At 46.9% G+C, this 19,333-nt stretch carries 16 protein-coding genes; all 16 read left to right on the top strand.

The annotated features are described in order from the left end of the window. Nucleotides 1-124: 124 nt before the first annotated feature. The 16 genes from ACSQ8O_RS00165 (at nt 125) to ftsH (ending at nt 19,262) form a co-directional block, all read left to right on the top strand. A complete protein-coding gene (locus ACSQ8O_RS00165; protein WP_436240023.1) occupies nt 125-1,903 on the top strand; it encodes a putative polysaccharide biosynthesis protein in 1,779 nt (592 codons plus the stop codon). Between the two features lie 84 nt (nt 1,904-1,987). Beyond that, nucleotides 1,988-3,496, top strand: a complete 1,509-nt coding sequence (gene mazG, locus ACSQ8O_RS00160) for a nucleoside triphosphate pyrophosphohydrolase (protein ID WP_436240022.1) — start codon at nt 1,988-1,990, stop codon at nt 3,494-3,496. A gap of 137 nt (nt 3,497-3,633) precedes the next feature. Beyond that, nucleotides 3,634-3,906: an HU family DNA-binding protein gene (locus tag ACSQ8O_RS00155; RefSeq protein WP_028557378.1), complete on the top strand. Its 273-nt coding sequence runs from the start codon at nt 3,634-3,636 to the stop codon at nt 3,904-3,906. Next, nucleotides 3,906-4,169: an RNA-binding S4 domain-containing protein gene (locus ACSQ8O_RS00150; protein ID WP_056617957.1), complete on the top strand. Its 264-nt coding sequence runs from the start codon at nt 3,906-3,908 to the stop codon at nt 4,167-4,169. Before ACSQ8O_RS00155 ends, ACSQ8O_RS00150 begins: the two co-directional genes overlap by 1 nt. Before the next feature lie 138 nt (nt 4,170-4,307). Further along, a complete protein-coding gene (gene yabP, locus ACSQ8O_RS00145; protein ID WP_056617955.1) occupies nt 4,308-4,595 on the top strand; it encodes a sporulation protein YabP in 288 nt (95 codons plus the stop codon). Continuing rightward, a complete protein-coding gene (yabQ, locus tag ACSQ8O_RS00140; RefSeq protein ID WP_056617950.1) occupies nt 4,592-5,167 on the top strand; it encodes a spore cortex biosynthesis protein YabQ in 576 nt (191 codons plus the stop codon). The genes yabP and yabQ overlap by 4 nt, the downstream gene beginning before the upstream one ends. A 15-nt stretch (nt 5,168-5,182) precedes the next feature. Continuing rightward, nucleotides 5,183-5,506, top strand: a complete 324-nt coding sequence (locus tag ACSQ8O_RS00135) for an FtsB family cell division protein (protein WP_056617947.1) — start codon at nt 5,183-5,185, stop codon at nt 5,504-5,506. Between the two features lie 108 nt (nt 5,507-5,614). Beyond that, nucleotides 5,615-6,214: a S1 domain-containing RNA-binding protein gene (locus ACSQ8O_RS00130; protein WP_056617944.1), complete on the top strand. Its 600-nt coding sequence runs from the start codon at nt 5,615-5,617 to the stop codon at nt 6,212-6,214. A gap of 331 nt (nt 6,215-6,545) precedes the next feature. Continuing rightward, on the top strand, nt 6,546-9,038 hold the full coding sequence (gene spoIIE, locus ACSQ8O_RS00125; protein WP_436240021.1) for a stage II sporulation protein E: 2,493 nt from the start codon (nt 6,546-6,548) through the stop codon (nt 9,036-9,038). 80 nt (nt 9,039-9,118) lie between these two features. Beyond that, nucleotides 9,119-9,844 carry a class D sortase gene (locus ACSQ8O_RS00120; protein WP_436240020.1) on the top strand — a complete coding sequence of 242 codons (726 nt, stop codon included), beginning with the start codon at nt 9,119-9,121 and terminating at the stop codon, nt 9,842-9,844. A gap of 156 nt (nt 9,845-10,000) precedes the next feature. Beyond that, complete coding sequence (locus ACSQ8O_RS00115; protein WP_436240019.1) at nt 10,001-13,321, top strand: collagen binding domain-containing protein; 3,321 nt, start codon at nt 10,001-10,003, stop codon at nt 13,319-13,321. A 208-nt stretch (nt 13,322-13,529) separates the two neighbouring features. Continuing rightward, on the top strand, nt 13,530-14,252 hold the full coding sequence (locus ACSQ8O_RS00110) for a hypothetical protein (protein ID WP_436241914.1): 723 nt from the start codon (nt 13,530-13,532) through the stop codon (nt 14,250-14,252). Continuing rightward, nucleotides 14,236-15,141: a protein kinase domain-containing protein gene (locus tag ACSQ8O_RS00105; RefSeq protein WP_436240018.1), complete on the top strand. Its 906-nt coding sequence runs from the start codon at nt 14,236-14,238 to the stop codon at nt 15,139-15,141. The genes ACSQ8O_RS00110 and ACSQ8O_RS00105 overlap by 17 nt, the downstream gene beginning before the upstream one ends. Before the next feature lie 33 nt (nt 15,142-15,174). After that, on the top strand, nt 15,175-16,602 hold the full coding sequence (gene tilS / locus ACSQ8O_RS00100; RefSeq protein WP_436240017.1) for a tRNA lysidine(34) synthetase TilS: 1,428 nt from the start codon (nt 15,175-15,177) through the stop codon (nt 16,600-16,602). Nucleotides 16,603-16,663: 61 nt separating this feature from the next. Next, nucleotides 16,664-17,203: a hypoxanthine phosphoribosyltransferase gene (gene hpt / locus ACSQ8O_RS00095; RefSeq protein WP_056617930.1), complete on the top strand. Its 540-nt coding sequence runs from the start codon at nt 16,664-16,666 to the stop codon at nt 17,201-17,203. A gap of 97 nt (nt 17,204-17,300) precedes the next feature. Beyond that, nucleotides 17,301-19,262, top strand: a complete 1,962-nt coding sequence (gene ftsH, locus ACSQ8O_RS00090) for an ATP-dependent zinc metalloprotease FtsH (protein WP_056617926.1) — start codon at nt 17,301-17,303, stop codon at nt 19,260-19,262. Nucleotides 19,263-19,333: the final 71 nt, after the last annotated feature.

The following is a 19,333-nucleotide window of genomic DNA, read 5'->3' as shown; positions in this document are numbered from 1 at the left end:
TTCCAAACGAAGGCTTCCTTACGGAGATGATGCATCTGTAAGCGAAGCTTTTTTTTGTCTGAACTGGCAGACTTCGCTATAATACGTACATAGGAATCATGTTTGTGTAGAGGGGTAAATCGGAATGAGGGCTACCTTCAAGGAGCAAGATCAGCAGAAAGAAGGGCTCCAGAGGCATGGTAATGGTAAACAGAACAAACTGTTAAAGGGTGCTGCGCTGCTTGGGGGTGCGGCTGTGCTATCTAAACTACTTGGGACGCTTCAGAAGATTCCTTTGCAGAACGTAGCTGGAGATGTAGCTTTTGGTATTTATAATGCGGTTTATCCGCTCTATATTCTGATCTTATTTGCAGCCACGGCTGGATTTCCAGTTGCAGTGTCTAAATTTGTAGCCGAACGCGTCATGGAAGGAGATCATTCAGGCGCGAAACGGATTGTGGTTGTCTCATCTGCGCTATTAATGAGTGCGGGGCTTCTCTTATTTCTCCTGCTGTATTTTGGTGCGGAGACGATTGCTGGTTGGATTGGCATTACGCAGACCGCGACAGCGATCCGCAGTGTATCTTTTGCCCTACTCTTATCTCCCGTTCTTGCTGTCCTGCGGGGGTATTTTCAAGGGTATCAAAACATGGTGCCTACCGCGGTCTCGCAAGTCATCGAACAGCTCATCCGTGTAATTACGATGGTCGCGCTATTGTTGTATCTGGTGGCGCTTTCCTATGATGAGGCATGGATTGCGGCGGGGGCCACGTTTGGCTCCGTGACAGGCGCTGGAGCGGGTCTAGTGGTGATGGCTGTATTTTGGCGGCGAGAGCAACGTGGGGAGCGTGTAAAGCTGTTGAAAACAGACTTGCCAGCGTATGGTGGGTTAGTGGGTGGAGGGCCAGAGCAGAATGCTAAGAAAGCGATAGCAGCCGGCTTAGAAACTAAGCAAGTGATCTCATCTTGGCAATGGGCGAAACGAATTACGATATATGCGATCCCTGTATGCCTTGGCGCAATTGTGGTGCCGCTGCTCACGCTCGTGGATACCTTCACGATGCCTCGACTGCTGGAAGCATCATCTGGCAGCGAATTGGAGGCAATGCGTCAGTTTGGCCTTTATAACCGTGGGTTTCCACTTGTTCAGTTGGTCGTGATGGTGGCGTCCTCGATGTCGGCTGTCTTGGTGCCAGCTATTGCGGAAGCTAAGATGAGCGGGCGAGTGGATCTCATCCGCTTTCGGGCGGAGATGTCCGTCAGACTCGCATGGTTGATCGGGCTTGGCGCCTCGTTTGGCCTCGCCGTCTTAGCGATGCCGATCAATCTGATGCTCTATACGAGCACCGAGGCGAGCTGGACGATGGCCGTGCTGGCCTTCACGGCCTTGTTTAGTACACTGAACGCTGTCAGTGCCAGCGTTCTCCAGGGCGCCGGCGCGATCCGCACGCCGGCGAATGCCCTGCTCGTTGCCATCGTGCTGAAAGCACTCGGCAACATCGTGTTGGTGCCCCGCTGGGGCATCGACGGCGCCGCGCTCAGCGCGGTGATCGCCTACGCCGCTGCGGCGGGGCAGAACCTGGTGCAGCTGCGCCGCAGCACCGGGGTGCGATACGCGCTGCGGCCGTACGCCGTCAGTCCCCTGCTTGCCGTGGGGCTGATGGGCGGCGGCCTCGCAGCGCTGCAAGGGCTGGCCATGCTCGCTAGCGCGGCATGGCACGTTCCTGAGCGATGGAGCGCTAGCGCCATCGCGATCATTGGTGTAGCCGGCGGCGCGGCCGTCTACGCGCTTGCACTGCTGCGCAGCGGCAGCATCAGCCGCGAGGAGCTGCGGCTGATGCCGGAGTTGGAGCGGAAGCTGGCGGCGCTCCTCGCGAAGCTGCGGCCGCGGAGGTCTTCGCGCGGCCGTTCTAATCCCAAGTAGCGGCTGTTTCACCCGCCAACTAACGCTTACAAATTGTCATACTTGGCAAATTATAAATAACCATTAATCAGGAGGTGTCATCCCATGGCAATGAGCAACCCGCAAATTACCGTCCTTGGACTCGGGACAGGAGATGAAGATCAATTAACCTTAGGCGTATGGAAGAAGCTTCAACTAGCGGCAAAGTCACAAGCGAAGCTATTCCTGCGGACGAAAGACCATCCGATGGTGCAACTGTTGGATGCCAACGAGATTCCGTACGAAACGTTTGATGCGAATTACATGTCGAATGAGACGTTCGAGGGAGTTTATGAGTCCATTGCAGAAGAACTAATCTCGGCAGCGAAAAGCCATACGACTGACGTGCTTTACGCTGTCCCTGGTCACCCCATGGTAGCAGAGTACACGGTGCAACTACTGAAACAACGATGCCCATCTGAGGGTATCGAACTCCACATCACCGGTGGAGAGAGCTTCTTAGACCAAGCCTTCTTACGATTTGGCTTCGATCCGATCGACGGCTTCCAGTTGCTGGATGCGACGAGTATCAGCCGTTATGCATTGAATCCACAGCTGCATACGGTGATTGGGCAGGTGTACGATACGTACACAGCCTCTGACTTGAAAATCAGCCTGATGGATGCCTATCCAGACGAGTATAAGGTCGTTGTGGGTCACTCGTTGGGAGTGGCAGGTCAGGAGCAGATCATTGAAGTACCGCTCCACGAGCTGGATCATGTCAAAGGTTATGGCAATCTGTCGCTGGTGTGGGTGCCGCGCAGTGAGCAGGAGGGGCCATATAATCGGACATTTGGTAAGCTGCATGAGATCGTTCAGACCCTGCGCAGCCCAGAAGGTTGTCCGTGGGATCGTGAACAGACACATGAGAGTCTGCGCAAGAATCTGATAGAGGAAGCTTACGAAGTACTGGAAACCATTGATGAAGATGATCCGGATCACATGTGCGAGGAGCTTGGCGATTTGCTTTTACAAGTCATGCTGCATGCGCAAATGGAAGAGGAGATCGGCACGTTCTCCGTGTATGATGTGATCGCTACGTTAAATGAGAAACTAATTCGTCGTCATCCGCATGTGTTTGGAGAGTCGAAGGCAGAGGATGCTAATGAGGCTTTGGTTAACTGGAATGCGATCAAGGTCGAAGAGAAGCGGAAGAAAGGCATCGATGTTACGCAGCAGTCTGTACTGGATGGCATTCCGCGTGAATTGCCCGGGTTGATGAAGGCGATGAAGCTGCAGAAAAAAGCGGCAGCGGTCGGTTTTGACTGGACAGAGCTAGATGATGTGCTGGCTAAGGTGGAAGAGGAGTTCGCTGAGCTGCGTGAAGCGATTGCACTAGGGGCGGAAGACGGGGCTCAGGAGCGTCGTGACGAGTTGGGGGATGTTCTCTTCTCTATCGTCAATGTTGCTAGATTCCTCAAAGTAGACCCCGAAGAGGCGTTAGCACAAACGAATCGGAAATTTATGCAAAGATTTTCATATATTGAGGAACAGTTACGTTTAAAGGGGATATCTTTTGAACAAACTGGGTTATCAGAGATGGAAAAATACTGGCAAGAAGCAAAAAAGTTATAAAACTTGATAAACGCTAGAAGGATTTTGCCGAAAAAAGCAGAATACTAGACTTGTTGCAAGGTATAATCATGAAATGTAACCACAATTGGTACATAGAAGACCTGATCTTCAAACATTTTGGGAGGTAAAGAAAACACATGAACAAAACAGACTTGATCAACAACATCGCTGAAAAAAGCGGACTTACTAAGAAAGACGTAGAAGTTGTCCTTAACGGATTCCTTGGTGAAGTGACAGACGCTCTTTCATCCGGAGATAAAGTACAATTGATCGGTTTCGGTACATTTGAAACTCGTAAGCGTTCTGGCCGTACAGGTCGCAACCCGCAAACGGGTAACCCAATCGAAATCGCAGAATCCAATGTTCCTGCTTTCAAAGCGGGCAACAAGCTTAAAGACGCTGTAAAATAATGCGTATCGATAAATTTCTCAAAGTATCTCGTCTGATCAAACGCCGTACAGTTGCAAAGGATGTGTCCGACCAAGGGCGCGTGTGGATTAACGGTAGGGACGCTAAAGCGAGTACGCATGTGAAAGTTGGAGATGAGTTATCCATTCAGTTCGGTCAAAAGAAAGTGACGATTCGCGTTGAGCTTTTGACAGAGTCGACCCGTAAGGAAGACGCTGCGCAGATGTACACGCTGCTGAAGGAAGAACCCTTCCAATCCGAATAACGCATACCGATGAAGTAGCCTAGGATTCCTGCAGAGGGGATTTTAGGCTGCTTTTTTTATAGGCATAGGATACAAGGCTTGGTTCTAAAAATGGACATCCTCCCATATCGTAAGATTAGGTGAAGGAGGGGTCAGGCCATGATTGAACCTGTGAAGAACAGCAACAAAAGGCAAGAAATTAAGATGCTGAATCGCAAGCTCTTGGAAATATCAGGAGTTTTGAACGTAGAAAGTTTTGATAGCGAAGAATTCCTCCTAGAGACGGAAATGGGCTACTTAATGATTAAGGGGCAAAATTTGCACATCAAGAACTTGAGCTTGGAGCAAGGATTAGTCGCCATTGAAGGTATTATTCATGAATTAGCCTATGTGGACGGGAATACCCAGGAGAAATCCAAAGGGTTTCTTGGTAAGCTATTTAAGTGACGCTTCACGTTCAATTTCAGACGATTTTCATGATGTTCCTGAGTGGAATTTGCATAGGGGCTCTGTTCGATATTTTTCATGTGCTCTCGGGCAAGCTGCGGTTGCCACGATGGACCATCCCCATTGTAGATAGTATCTATTGGATTGTGGCGATAATCCTAGTGTTCAAGATGCTCATTTACAGTAATGAAGGACAAGTTCGTATTTTTATTTTTCTTGGAATGGGGATTGGAATTTGCTTCTATTTCGCTCTTCTTAGTTCGCTTGTCATTCGTCTAACACTGATTCTCATACGAATTATTGTGGCGATTTACCGCTTCTTTACGAGGACTGTCGAAATTCTCATCATTAAACCGATTATTGGCTTATATCGTCTAACGGTGATAATTTTAGGCTTTTTGCTAGCCGTAGCTATATTCCTTTACAGAATTGTGCTACAATTGCTCTATCCTATGTGGAGACTATTCCTCTGGATGACTAAGCCTGTGCATAAGTACTTGGTGATCCCTGACTGGTTGAAGAAACTGAAGGGACGCATCATTGCGCTTTATCGCAGGATATTCTCGAAGTAGGAGGATTTCCTATTCATGCATGCTCAAGCAACCGTTTCAACCAAGCGCATCAGTCGGGAAGGCTCGAAGCGAAGACTGCGTATCCTTTTGATCATTGTCTTATGTTTTCTGAGCTGGGCTGCTGTTAACATCTGGGGGCAGTTCGCCAAGCTGCACGAGAAGAAAAGTGTCGTAGCGAATATGGAACAACAACTCGTCGAAGCGCAGAAGATCAATGCTCTCACGACGAAGGAAATCGCGCGGCTGCATAACGACGAATATTTGGATCAGATCATTCGCCGAGACTTTCATTACAGTAAAACGGGAGAGACGCCACTAAGTGTCTCGAAGTCGCAATAAGAAACGTTATGAAGAAGTGGCGAATGCCGTGTTGACCGTGGTTTCTGCATCGGTTATAATCGGCGTAGCCAGTGTTTTCAACATTTTAAGGGAGGAACATTTTACTTTATGGCAATTGAAGTTGGCACCAAGTTAGAGGGAAGAGTGACGGGGATTACTCACTTTGGAGCATTCGTCGAGCTTGCTGAAGGAGTTACCGGTCTTGTTCACATTTCGGAGATCGCGGACAATTATGTGAAGGACGTTAATGACCACTTGAAGCTAGAAGACAAGGTGACGGTCAAAGTAATTAACGTGGACAAGGATGGCAAGATCGGACTGTCGATCAAGCAAACGATTGACAAGCCAGTTGAGGAAAGACCAGCTCGTCCTGAACGTACAGGTGGCAGCAGCTATCAAGGTCGTCCTAGTGGAGATCGTCCAAGCGGCGGTTACCAAGGTGGTCGTCCAAGCAGTGGTGGAGACCGTAGTGGTGCTCCAAGCGGTGCTCCAGGTGGTGGTGGCGGTCGTCCAGGTGGCGGCGGTGGCTTCAATCGTGGTGGTGGCGGTGGTGGTCGCGGCGGCTTTAACAAGCAGCAAGGCGGAGCTAGACCGTTTTCGTTCGAAGATAAAGTATCTCGTTTCCTAAAAGATAGTGAAGAGCGGATTTCGTCCTTGAAGAAGAATACCGAGTCCAAACGCGGTGGCCGAGGCGGAAGAAGAGACTAATAGATGCAGATGATGAACCACATTCGCTCCGGCGAATGTGGTTTTTTCTTTGTCATGTGCGACAAGTCCAGCAAAAACAATGAAAATCAATCGACATGGAGTTACGGGTATCTCCCTCATATGCGGCGCGTAGTTTCGAGGTAATCAGACTTTTGGAAACGTTTTCAACCTGAGGAACCTAGAGCGGGCAAGGGCTGGGGCCTGTTGACAAAGACATCGGGACATGTCGGAAATTTCTTTGACTCTATCAACTCATTCTGACAAACTTTCTGCTAGATTGTCTCTATACTAGAGTAACAAATAAGGGAAGAAATGGATGGTGTTCGAGAATATGCAAAGACGAAGCTTAGGCGCGGTGATGGGTAGCGGATGGTCGGGAATTTGGCAGAAAGCAAAAGTAGGTGTTCACAGTGCAGCTGTGGAGAATCGATGGGTACAAGCTTTTGTTGCTAAGAAGTGGTCGTTACTGCTCATTGTTATGGGCTTCTTGCTCGGTCGGGCGATGATTCTAGAACAGTTATCACCATTTGCTTTGGCGTTTGTCGCAGTCATCTATTTTACAAGAAAGGATATCTTGCATTGGGTGGGTATTGCTGCATTTGCTGGTAGCTTGCTTGCGGTGAATGGGAACACCGGTTATCTAGTGACAGAAATCGTTATCTTCTTACTGATTCAGAAGGCACTTGAGAAATATGAACGCTCAGACGTTTCGTTAGCGCCGATACTCGTTTTTAGCTCAACGCTCCTCGTGCAGCTCTTTGCGGAGCTGGTTGTTTCAAACTTGACGTGGTACTCCTTGATGATGCTTACCGTGGAAGCGTTGCTAAGTTTGGTGCTGACGCTCATTTTCATTCAAGCGATCCCTGTATTCACGCTTACCCGCAAAAACTATCATCTAAAACATGAGGAAATTATTTGTTTAATTATTTTGCTGGCATCGGTCATGACAGGTACGGTTGGTTGGCTTGTGGGTCCTGTCACGGTAGAGCATGTGCTATCGCGTTACTTGATACTCCTGTTTGCGTTGGTAGGAGGAGCGCCGTTCGGAGCGTCCGTTGGTGTTGTCACAGGGCTTATCCTGAGTCTTGCGAATAGCAATGCGATCTATCAGATGAGTTTACTTGCATTCTCTGGTATGCTCGCTGGTCTCCTTAAAGAGGGGAATCGCTTAATGGTAGCCTTCGGGATGCTGATCGGCTCGGTTATTCTATCTTTCTATATGGGTTCTAATGTGGATATGATCAATTCGGCTTGGGAATCTCTTGCGGCGGTTGCCCTGTTCCTTCTTACGCCGCGCAGCGTTATTCTGATGCTTGCTAAGTATGTGCCTGGTACCCAAGAGAATCTAAAATCGCAGCAGGATTATGCGAAGCGTGTGCGGGATGTGACGGCAGGTCGCGTAGAGCAATTCTCTGAGGTATTCCGCCAGTTGGCGCGCAGCTTTAAACAGCTAACGACTGAAGATGAGGTGAGTCGTAAGGAGGAAGATGTCGGACATTTCATGAATGCTGTCACCCAGAAGGCATGTGAGTCTTGTTGGAAGAAGAGCCAGTGCTGGGATCAGAAATTCTATCAAACTTATACGTATATGACGGATATGATGAGCCAAATCGAGACGAAGGAGAGTATGACGAAGAAACAGATTCCGCCTGAGTGGAAGAAGGTGTGCATCCGTACGGAACAAGTGCTAGATGTGATGAAGCAGCAATATAGTTTATATAAGAATGACAGGCATTGGAAAAAGCAGATTATCGATAGCCGGCATCTTGTTGCCGACCAATTGTCAGGTGTTTCGCAGGTCATGGAAGACTTAGCGAAGGAAATTAAAAGGGAAGGACAGGAGTTGTTCCTCCAAGAAGAGCAAATTCGTAATGCCCTAGAGGAGCTGGGCTTATCTATTCATACCATCGATGTGATTTCGTTAGACGAAGGCAACATCGAAATCGAAATCATCCATCAATATACGAAGGGATTTGATGAATGTCGTAAAATCATCGCGCCGCTTCTGAGCGAAATCATCGGCGAGAACGTCGCCGTCATGCGTGAGGAAATGCACACGCGCGGCGAGGGCTACAGCACAGTCGTATTCGGCTCCGCCAAAGAATACGAGGTGGAAACCGGAGTCGCCGGCGCTGCCAAGGGAGGCGATCTCTTCTCCGGCGACAGCTACTCCACGGTGGAGCTGGGCAATGGCAAGTATGCCGTTGCGCTGAGCGACGGCATGGGGAATGGCGAGCGAGCGCGTGCGGAGAGCGAGACGGCGCTTAGCATCCTGCAGCAGCTGCTGCAGTCGGGGATGGACGAGAAATTGGCGATCAAGTCGCTGAACTCGGTGTTGATGCTGCGTTCATCGGATGAGATGTACGCGACGGTGGATATGGCATTGATTGATATGTACAGTGCCAATACGACATTCATGAAGATCGGCTCTACGCCAAGCTTTATTAAGCGCGGTACGGAGGTTATTCCGATCTCGGCCAACAATTTGCCGGTAGGCATCTTGAGTGAGATTGATGTCGATCTGGTCTCCATACCGCTGCAATCAGGAGATATCCTTGTGATGATGACTGATGGTATCTTTGATGCCCCGGGCCATGCTGTGAACAAGGAGATGTGGATGAAGCGGATGATTCAGGAAATTGATACGACGTTACCGCAGGATTTCGCGGATTGCTTATTGGAGCGTATTTTTCGCCATCATCACGGGGAAATTCAGGATGATATGACGGTTGTTGTAGCACGTATTGAGAAGCGGCAGCCGGAATGGGCGACGTTCCGTTGGCCGGGTATTACACGTATGGAGCGTCCGAAAACAGTTAGTTAAAGGTTCTAATAAGCCGTGCCGGCTCATTTGCCGGCGCGGTTTTTGAGTCAAGAAAGGCGGTTAATTGAATGATCAGGAGGATGTTTGCCATATTGCTCATACTTCTGGGTGTATGCCTGTTTCTGTACCCCACGATAAATGATCGATATGAAACTTATCAACAACATCAGATTTTGAAACAATGGCAAGACAATATGCAAGCGATGGACCAGGTAACCGAAGAAGAGAAAGAGGAGGTACATGTCGCAGGGGTTTTGAACACTACATCGAATGGTGGTGGTGTGAACTCGTCATCAGAAGTGAGTGTAATGGTTAGTGAGCCATTGGTGTCTGAATCCGCAAAGCCCACAAGCGTGAGCGACACGGTTGTGAAGGTTGTGGCGACAGCAAAGCCTCCCCCTGTGAAACCTAAGAACATGGAGGGGGTTCTGAGTATTGATAAAATTGATTTGAAGCTCCCCATTCTATCCGGTGCGACCATGGATAATATGAAAATCGCAGTTGCCAGTATTGCGAATACAGGAAAAGCTGGTGCAATAGGTAATTATGCGATTGCTGGGCATCGGAATTTGACGTACGGTAAAAATTTTAATCGCTTAGATGAAGTTGTTCCTGGTGATTTAATAGAAGTAGATACAGGGAGCAATAAATTCGTCTACCGTGTAGATGAAAAGTTATATGTTCTACCTACGGATGTATGGGTCTTGCAGAGCAAAGATAGTAATCGGGAAATTACATTAATTACGTGTGATCCCATGGTAGACCCGACGCATCGCTTAATTGTGGAAGGGAAATTAGTTGAATAGTTACAAGTTCACGTATAGAAAGGATGGATATTACATATTTTCAAAACATGTGTACTACCCGCTTGTCAAAAATGATACAATTTGTATCAAAAGGAAGGTAAGTGTTCTTTCTTTTCAATGAAAAGGTACATATCTGAAATGGAGGTCTAAACAAAGATGGTGAAGAAACAAACAAAGGCTTTGCTAATTGCTCTTCTTATGTTTATGCAATGTCTTTATGGGATTACCTTATCTAGCCAGGTGAATGCAACTGAAATATCGGGCAACATCCTCGATAGTGTCACGTTAGCGGTATACGATAGTAATGGGCAAGTCGTAACGGGGAATGTGTATAACCAGAATGCTCAAGCTAAGCTGGACTACACCTGGTCTTTGCCGAATGGTCATGGCTACCACAACGGAGATACATTTACTTTTACGCTGCCGCAGGAGTTTGAGTTATTCAATAATGTAAGCGGTGCTCTCGTCATAGACAACAGTTCGACAGTAGGGAATTTCCATGCCAATAAAGATAGTCATCATGTGGTGATTACGTTTAACGAATTTATTGAGAGTCATGATGATTTGAAGGGAACGTTGAGCTTCCTTACGCAATTTAATAAGAGCCAAATAACAGGGACTACGGAACAAACAATTGTGATTCCTGTTCGAAGCGGCGACCAGATATTTACCATAAAGTTCAGGCCTGCCGTAGATTCAACGATTAGTAAATCTGGTGTCCCCCAAGGTTACAATGCGAAATCGATAAATTGGACGGTGGATGTGAACAAATTACTGGATACGGTTCAGGATGCTGTCATGACAGATCCGAACGTGGAGGGATTATCCACGCCAACAGGAGTCAAAGTTTATGCTTTGAATGTGCAACTGGACGGCACTGTCACACAGGGGGCAGAACTGGATAGTAGTCAGTATACAGTGAGCACAACTGGAGGCGTTTTGACGGTTCATTTCACAAACAACCCGATTACGTCGGCTTACCGGATTCAGTATGTAACAAATATTACTGACCTCAGCAAGTCGTCATTCACGAATACTGCCAAGTTTGGAGGAAGTCATACGTCAGCAGTTGAAGCAACGTCATCAGTTGCAGTGCAACGAGGAAGTATACTCAAGAAAGAAATTACGGATTATCAAGCTATTCAGCAGAAAATAGATTGGAGCGTTCTTTACAACGGTGGAGAGGTATCGATTAGTGAAGGAAACGCTTATATCATAGACACTGTGAGTGTGCCGCATCAACTTGTGGATGGATCTCTTCATGTGTATCCGGTGACTTTTGATGCAGGGGGCAATGAGACTCGTGGCGCTGTTCTGTCAGCCGACCAGTATACTATTACACCGATGGGTGAGAGCGGCAACATATTTAAGTTGAAATTTAAAATGGCTATTACTGGCGCGTATCGAATTGATTATCAAACCCAAGCTACCCGCCCAATCATCGCTGATGCCGTCATCACGAATGAGGTGACAATATGGACGGAGGAGCATAGCAGTGCATCGCAGAATACTACACAAGTAGGTCTAATTAAAAACGTAGGAGCGGTCAACTATATCGAAAAGAAGGTAGGCTGGAAAATTGAATTAAACGGCAACAGCCAGGTTATGAATCATGTTGTCGTGAAGGATACGTTCCCTCATAAGGGTATGTACTTTATAGAGGATTCTTTAGTCATAACGCAGGGTAATGTGACATTGCATAGTCCCGCCGATTTCACCTTGGATAACAGTGTGAGTCAATATGATGGCTTTACAATCAACTTTACAAAGCCTCTGACGCAGCCAGTTATCATCACTTATCAAACGAATTTTGATTTGACTTGGATTGTCCCGAAAGATAGTACAGCCATTTTCCATAATACGGCTCAGATGGACTGGAGTTCGACGGATGAAGTGACCTATTCGCAAACAGTTGGGGCCGCTTTCTATGCGCGAGATGAATACATTAACAGTGGTTATAAATATGGTAATTATAATGTGGTGAATAAACAGCTAACTTGGACAGTTGGTGTTAACTACAGTGAGAAGGAGATTGCTTCACCGAGGGTCGAGGATGTCTTACAAGAGAATCAGAAGTTCGTTGATGGCTCGCTTGTTGTGTACAACATGGATGTTACTGTAGATGGCGACCCGTCGCCAGGCACAGTCGTAGACGCTTCCCGCTATGGGGTAAGCACTGATGCTCAGAACAAGCTTGTTGTTACGTTCCACGAACCCCTTTCAACAGCCTATATAATCGTGTTTAAAACAAGTTTAGAGGGAGAGTTGATTCCTAGTACGGTTGCTAATACGGCTAAGGTATATGATGGGCAATCCCCGGTATCTAGAAACCTTACAGCCAGCGTAAATATCCCTCATGGTGGGGAATACGTGAGTAAGAACGGATCACAAAGCGGTGATAAGATCGATTGGAAAATTACCATTAATCAGGGACAATCGCAGCTATGGGATGCGGAAATTTTCGATAGACCATCTAGAAATCAAGTCCTGCTGTCGAATTCTTTTCATTTATTCAGTATGAAGGTAGCCGCTAATGGTGATTTGACCAAGGATGTTGAATTAGTAAAGGATGTCGGCTATACAGTTGATATTCAAACGGATACAGAGGGGAATCAGACGTTCCGCTTAAAATTCAAGAGTTACATCTCGACAGCCTTTGTGTTGGAATATCAATCTGTCATTGCTGCCCGCGACCAAGAATCCGTCACCAATGCGGTGAGCTTCAGCGGGAATAATGTGACAACGATCACGAAAGAAACCGTGAAAGACATCGTGGTTGGCGTTTCCACAGGCTCAGGTACAGGGAATGGTGTCCGCGGTTCTTTAGAAGTCAAAAAGGTTGATGCAACGAACACAGAATTACCGCTTAGCGGCGCTAAATATGAGCTAAGTCGGAAGTCCGGTCAAACGACAAATGTCATTCAAACATCAACGACAAATGAAGCAGGTATAGCCATTTTCCAAGGCCTGCTTGCAGGCGATTATGTGATTAAGGAAGTGACAGCTCCTAGTGGGTATATCCTAGATGGAAGTGATCACCCATTCACACTACAAGCGGCAGAGAATAAAAAGGTGACGTACACGAATAGCAAAACGCCGCCGCCGACTACTACACCGACACCACCGCCGTCGTCGACACCATCGCCAACACCGCCGCCATCGACGACACCAACACCGACACCACCGCCATCGTCGACACCAACACCACCGCCATCGTCGACACCAACATCGCCGCCGACACCGCCACCAAGTCTAACTCCGAGTCCGTCTATTACGCCGGCGCCTAAGCCTACACCGCCTTTAGCGACGGTTCCGTCACCTAAACCGTCTGATCCTGGCGTAGTGGTTCCTCTAACAGCTGAGCCAGCAACGCTGCCGGTAACGGGAGAGTCTAGCCATCTCTATATTAAGCTTGCTGGCTTAACTTTCGTACTGTTTGGTGTAATGTTAGGAAGGAAAGTTCGGAGGAGACGCTAACTTAATCGCGATTGACTAACGCTACAAATAAGCAGGGGGATGCCCCCTGCTTATTTGGTTCTTATCATAGGCTGTATTGGATAAAATCGAGTAAATACCTTTCGCAATCCCTACCTGCAAGATGATTAGACACTCTCAATAATGGAAAAACTAGGATAAGAAACTACTAGAGAGCGAATCTTATCGGCCAGGGAGGCAGAAGATTATGATGAAACAAATCTTATTAATTACAGACGGTTGTTCCAATGTTGGCGTAAGTCCCGTGATAGCGGCGGCACAAGCGCAAGCAGAGGGAGTTGCTGTGAATGTCATTGGCGTAATTGATCATGGGGAGTTAGGCGTGCTAGGCTCAGAAGAGATTCGAGAGATTGCAGCAGCAGGCGGTGGCATGAGTCGGATTGTTAATTCCGAACAGCTGTCGCACACCGTGCAAATGATGACTCGGAAAACCGTCAATGCAACCATCCAGCATGCTGTGGGCAAGGAACTGCAAAGTATATTAGGGATTTCACAACTGGAGCAACTGCCACCAGAGAAGCGAGCTGAAGTGGTACAAGTTATTGATAATATGAGTGAAAGCACGTCGCTACGTGTGGCCCTTTTAATAGATGCAAGTGCTAGTATGAAGCCGAAGCTTGCCGCGGTACGTGAAGCCATCCATGATCTTTTGCTTAGTTTAAGAGCGCGAAGTGGTGTGAGCGAGCTTGCTGTTTTCCATTTTCCATCTACCAAATCGAGTGATCAGGAACTAGAAATGGACCATGGTTGGACGAATCAGCTTGCAAATGTCGACAAGATGTTCTATAAAATAAACATGAAGGGTACGACACCAACCGGTCCAGCGCTGCTGCAAACGTTGCAGTTCGTGACAGAAAAGCCTTTCTCACCAAAGACGACTGAGGAAGGGATGCTGAGTGACTACGTGGTATGATGAGGCCTTTCGCCCAGGGGCTGTAATTAAGGGAAAGTGGAATGGCCATGTGTATGTGGTCGAACGCTTATTAGGTGCAGGCTCCAATGGCATTGTTGCTCTTGTCCGAAGGGGAAACGCTAGATTTGCGCTTAAAGCTGGATATGAAACGGTTGACCATCAGTCAGAGATCAATTCCCTACTTGCTATTTCGATGAAAGAGAATTCTTTTAAGAACTTTTTGATTGATTCAGATGATATGATGGTTCAAGGAAAAGGAATCTCCTTCTATGTCATGCGATATATTGAGGGTGTGACTCTTTCTGAATTTATACATAAGCGCAGTCAAGACTGGATCTATGTGATAGGCACGAACCTATTGCGGAAGCTCACTGAAATCCACAGGAGTGGGTATGTATTCGGAGACTTGAAGGTCGAGAATATGATTGTATCTAACTATGGCGATGTGGATCTTATTGATTTCGGTGGCGTATCACCTAAGGGACGAGCGATTAAACAATTAACAGAAGTCTACGATCGCGGGTTTTGGAATATGGGGGAGCGGGTTGCTGAGGAAAGCTACGATCTATTTTCATTTGCTATTTTACTATTAAAAACACTAGATCACCGCAAACGCTTCGCTGGCTTTCTCAAAACACTCCCTCAAAACCGGGAGTTAGATCAATTAACATCGATCATGCGGGAAAATCCAGTTGCTGCTCAATTGGCACCTTTTCTGAATAAAGCTTTGCGCAGCGAGTTTAGAACGTCGGAAGAAGCCATTGTGGAATGGAAAAAACTGATTGCAGGTAAGAAGGTCGCTCAGTCGACGCTGAAAATGCCGTGGCTTAAAATATGTTTTGCTGCATCGATTTTTATTTGTGGAGCAACGATTTATATGTATTGGTAGGGCAGGGTAAGAAAAGGCCGAAAGGAATGCGAGATGGAAACGGATCTTGTTGCCAGAGTGGAACGACGAATTGAGGAAGAAAAGCTTGCAGATGCAGGGGATGTGATTGTCGTCGCGGTTTCAGGGGGACCTGATTCAGTGGCGCTATTGCATGTCCTTTTTCGTCTTGCAGATGCCCACCAGTGGAAGATCGTAGTTGCCCATGTAAATCATCAATTCAGGGGCAAGGAATCGGATGCGGAAGCAGACTTCGTTGCGGAGCTCGCGGCAGGGCTAGCGCTTCCTTGTGAAATTGGTGTTATCGATGTTCCTGCTTATATAGAGGAAGCTTCTTTAAATGGGCAAGCGGCAGCGCGGGAGAAAAGATATGAATTTCTACATCAAGTCGCTGAGCAGTACGGTGCACAACGGATCGCTTTGGCCCATCATGCCGATGACCAAGCGGAAACGATGTTGATGCGAATCTTGCGTGGGACAGGCCCATCGGGGTTAGTTGGCATGCCGGAACGAAGGCGCGAAAAAAAAGTGGAACTCATTCGTCCTTTTTTACGTATATACAAATCAGATATTGTGAATTATTGCGCTCAGCATGAAATTGCCTATTGTAAAGACAGCAGCAATGAGCTGCGGAAGTATTTCCGCAATCGGATTCGGTTAGATCTTATGCCGATGCTGAAACAGTATAATGAACAACTTCCAGATTCACTCAATCGATTGACGGATGTGATGCAAGCTGAGAATGATTATTTGGATGCAGAAACGGATAAGGTTTTTCGCCGAATCGTGACATTTCAGTCGAACATCTGCCGCTTAAATCGGAGTGATTTCGCCGAGCTTCACGTTGCTTTACAAAGGCGTTTGATTAAATTAATATTAAACTGTCTTTGTTTGGAAAGGGAACGGCTGGTATTTACACGAATTGAGCGCGTGCGTGAGTTAATGGTTAAAGATCAGATGTCGAATCAAGTCCTTCAAGTGGATGAACAGATTTATATTGTGAGAGAATATGGATCTATTCAATTTCAGACCTTTGCACCAGATCCTAAGCCTTATGCGTATGAGATCCGGTTAGCATCAAATGAGCTGGACCTCCCGGACATGAACGCCAAATTGATCTACTCATGGATGCCTTTAAGCTCGTATAAGCAAGCTGCGTCATCACCAGACCAGAATGGCGACGTTTTTTTGGATGCAGACCAGGTAGAATTGCCGCTTTGTTTGAGAAGCCGCAGATCGGGAGACCGATTGGAACCACTTGGTTTAAACGGGTCCAAAAAGGTAAAGGATATGTTCATTGATGCCAAAATGCCACCAACTCGGCGTGAGGTTATCCCACTACTGGTCGACGCATCCGGACGGATTCTCTGGATTGCTGGATTTCGTAGGTCCAAACACGCTTTGGTCGGACCAGACACAGAACGTGTGCTTCATATGAAGCTAGTGCTGCAGGAACATACGTAAATTTCGTTCTTCTAGAATGTAAATTTATAAGGATTCATAATATAATCTAGGGGGTTCATCCTTGTACAGCGACATTCAAGAAGTACTTTACAGTGAAGAACAAATTCAAGGTAAGATCAAAGAATTAGGGGAATTGCTTTCCACTGATTACGAAGGTAAGAATCCATTGGTTATTTGTGTGCTGAAGGGCGCTTTTATTTTCATGGCGGATCTTGTAAAGCAAATTAGAGTACCTTTGGAAATTGATTTTATGGCGGTATCCAGCTACGGTCAATCCACGAAATCCTCTGGAGTTGTTAAGATTATCAAAGATCTTGATGTACCTGTGGAAGGACGTCATATCCTGATCGTGGAAGATATTATCGATAGTGGCTTAACGCTAAGTTATCTGATAGATGTGCTAGAACGTCGCAATGCTAAGACAATCTCGGTTGTTGCGCTGTTTAATAAACCGGCACGCAGAACGGTAGAGCTTGAACCTGATTATGCGGGTTATGTGCTACCAGATGAGTTCGTTGTCGGATATGGTCTGGATTATGCAGAGAAGTATCGTAACCTTCCATTTATCGGCATATTGAAACCAGAGATCTATTCTAGCTAGTGTCACGTTCCGCAGGCGCACTAAGGCAGTAATGTTGTAGCGCTTTACCGGGGTGTGGTAAAATAATAATTGTGTGCCGTTTGAGAGGAGGCTCGTTATGAATCGAATTATCCGGAATACCGGCTTTTATTTGCTTATATTTTTGGTTACCGTGGGGATCGTTCATTTCATCAGTACCCAGAATGAACAGAAGGAGTTAATCACTTACGATAAATTCCGACAAGCAGTTGTAAACAAAAATGTAGAGTCCGTAGTGTTAAAGTTCGATGGGTATACCTATTCGATTAAGGGTAAGTATATTAACCCGCCTAATGGCGCGGATAAGAAGAGCTTTGAAACACATGCTCCTTATGAGCCGTTAGTTGTACAAATGATTGAAGCGAACGGCGTACCTTCGGAAGAGTACGGGCCGATGGAACGCGATAGCGTTTGGATTAGCTTTCTTACGTCCATTATTCCATTCGTCATTATCTTCATTTTGTTCTTCTTCTTATTGAATCAAGCGCAAGGCGGCGGCGGTAAAGTGATGAACTTCGGCAAGAGCCGTGCGCGCCTATATAACGAGGAGAAGAAACGTGTCACATTTGAAGATGTGGCAGGTGCGGATGAAGAGAAGCAAGAATTAATCGAGGTTGTTGAGTTCCTCAAGGATCCTCGTAAATTCGCAGCAGTTGGCGCTAGAATTCCTAAGGGTGTTCTATTGAATGGTCCTCCGGGAACAGGTAAAACGCTACTTGCTCGTGCGGTTGCTGGTGAAGCAGGCGTTCCTTTCTTCAGTATCTCCGGTTCTGACTTCGTTGAGATGTTCGTCGGTGTCGGTGCATCACGTGTTCGTGACTTGTTCGAGAATGCGAAGAAGAATTCACCTTGTATTATCTTTATCGATGAAATCGATGCGGTTGGTCGTCAACGTGGCGCTGGTTTAGGCGGCGGACATGATGAGCGTGAGCAAACACTCAACCAATTGCTTGTTGAAATGGACGGATTTGGCGCGAACGAAGGTATTATCATCGTAGCAGCAACGAACCGCCCTGATATTCTAGACCCTGCCTTATTGCGTCCAGGCCGTTTCGACCGTCAAATCACGGTAGATCGTCCGGATATCAAAGGCCGTGAAGCGGTATTGAAAGTTCATGCGCGTAACAAACCGCTTGCTAAAGATGTGAAGTTAGATTCACTTTCACGTTATACAACTGGTTTTACGGGTGCTGATCTTGAGAACTTACTGAATGAAGCAGCTTTGATTGCAGCTCGTCGTAATCGTAAAGATATTTCGATGGCGGAAGTTGAAGAAGCATTTGACCGTATTATCGTCGGTACACAGAAGAAAAGTCGTATTATCTCCGAAACTGAGAAACGTATCGTAGCGTACCACGAAGCGGGCCATGCGATTATCGGTTATCATGCGGAGAATGCGGACATGGTTCACAAGGTTACGATCGTACCTCGTGGACGCGCTGGCGGATATGTGATGATGCTGCCTAAAGAAGGCGAAGATCGCATGATGCAAACGAAGAACGAGCTGCTGGATAAAGTTACTGGACTCCTGGGTGGTCGTGTTTCCGAAGAATTGTTCATCGGAGAAATTGGCACTGGGGCATACAGTGACTTCCAGAAAGCAACGGGAATCGTTCGTCGCATGATTATGGAATACGGAATGAGCGATAAGCTTGGACCGATGCAGTTTGGCAGCTCCCAAGGTCAAGTATTCTTGGGCCGCGATATCGGACACGAGCAGAATTATAGTGATGCGATTGCTTACGAGATTGATCAGGAAATGCAAAGCTTTATTCGTACGTGCTACGAACGTGCACGCACGATTCTTACAGAGCATGCGGATCAGATTCACCTCGTTGCCAAAACATTGCTAGAGAAAGAAACGTTGGATAAAGACGAAATCATCGAACTCTTGGAAAAAGGCAAGCTTAACGCTAGCACCGATGAGGAAGATGTAAAGGTTACTATTCAAGGTCAAAGCCAAGCTAGCGAAAGCAATAAGCTGGAGTTTGACAAAGATAAAGAAGTTAAAGAGATTAAGCCGGATCAAACAGAAGAGTAAGTTGCAATGCGAACTCGGAAATCCGTTGTACACGTCCAGTGTGCGCGGAATTCCGAGTTTTTTCAATGTAT

Origin of the sequence: Paenibacillus sp. LjRoot56, from assembly GCF_964253335.1 — a bacterium.
Lineage (GTDB): Bacteria > Bacillota > Bacilli > Paenibacillales > NBRC-103111 > Paenibacillus_E > Paenibacillus_E allorhizoplanae.
Note: the sequence above shows the minus strand (reverse complement) of the source record. Positions and strands in the feature narration are given on the sequence as shown.